Origin of the sequence: Peptoniphilus sp. oral taxon 836 str. F0141, assembly GCF_000179335.1 — a bacterium.
In the GTDB taxonomy this organism is placed as follows: Bacteria; Bacillota; Clostridia; order Tissierellales; family Peptoniphilaceae; genus Peptoniphilus_A; species Peptoniphilus_A lacrimalis.
Window position 1 is genome coordinate 1 of record NZ_AEAA01000012.1, and the last position, 787, is coordinate 787.

Consider the following 787-nt stretch of genomic DNA (forward strand, 5'->3'; position numbering starts at 1 on the left):
GCTGGCACGATTCCTAAAATATGAAAAATTCCTTCAGGGTCTTTTAAATCTACCCCTCTTTTTATAAAATCATCATTTATTGGTATATTGCAATCTGTATAAGACTTTTTAACCTCTTCATAAATTTTGTCATCTAAAATTAATTCAAATCCAGCTGTTGTGATTAAGTCTGGAAGTTTCTTTTTATTTTTGAACTTATCAAATACAAAATCCATACCAAGGTTTGCTGATCTCAAATCAAAATCTATATCTATATCCTTGCCTGAAGAAAAGTCTTTTAAAGATTCCATCAGGGGAACTCTTATAGGACAAGGTACAGCTCCTTCTATCGTGTATTTTGAATCTTTATTTTCAAAATTTTCGTTTTCAATCACTTTAGATGAAAAACTTTTGTATTCTTCTTGAAAAATCTCTGCATCTATATTTTTTAATTTTAAGGCATCTTTTAACTTTATCATTTTTGCCATAGTATTAAACATTGTGTCACTAGACAAATTATTAAATCCTTTAGAGATTAGAAAATCTCTCAAATCTTTATTTTGCGTGCATAATTTATATACTGTTTGATTAATATCCATAAAACTCATCCCTTTATATTTTTTCTAATATCATATTAACAATAATTATCAATTATTTCTGTTGTTAATACAACCTTTTTAAAAAATTTTTATAATCTTTTATAATTAATAATTTCTGCTATAATAATTGAATGGAGGTTTTATGCTATTTAATTCTTTAACTTACTTGTTATTTTTGCCTTCAGTAGTAATTATTTTTTTCTTACTAC

Annotated in this window: 1 protein-coding gene; it reads right to left on the reverse strand. The window is 25.4% G+C overall.

Annotated features, from left to right (window positions below; genetic code table 11):
• Nucleotides 1-578: DUF1858 domain-containing protein (locus HMPREF9131_RS00280; protein WP_009344719.1), on the reverse strand; the 578-nt coding region annotated here is incomplete at its 3' end.
• Nucleotides 579-787: the final 209 nt, after the last annotated feature.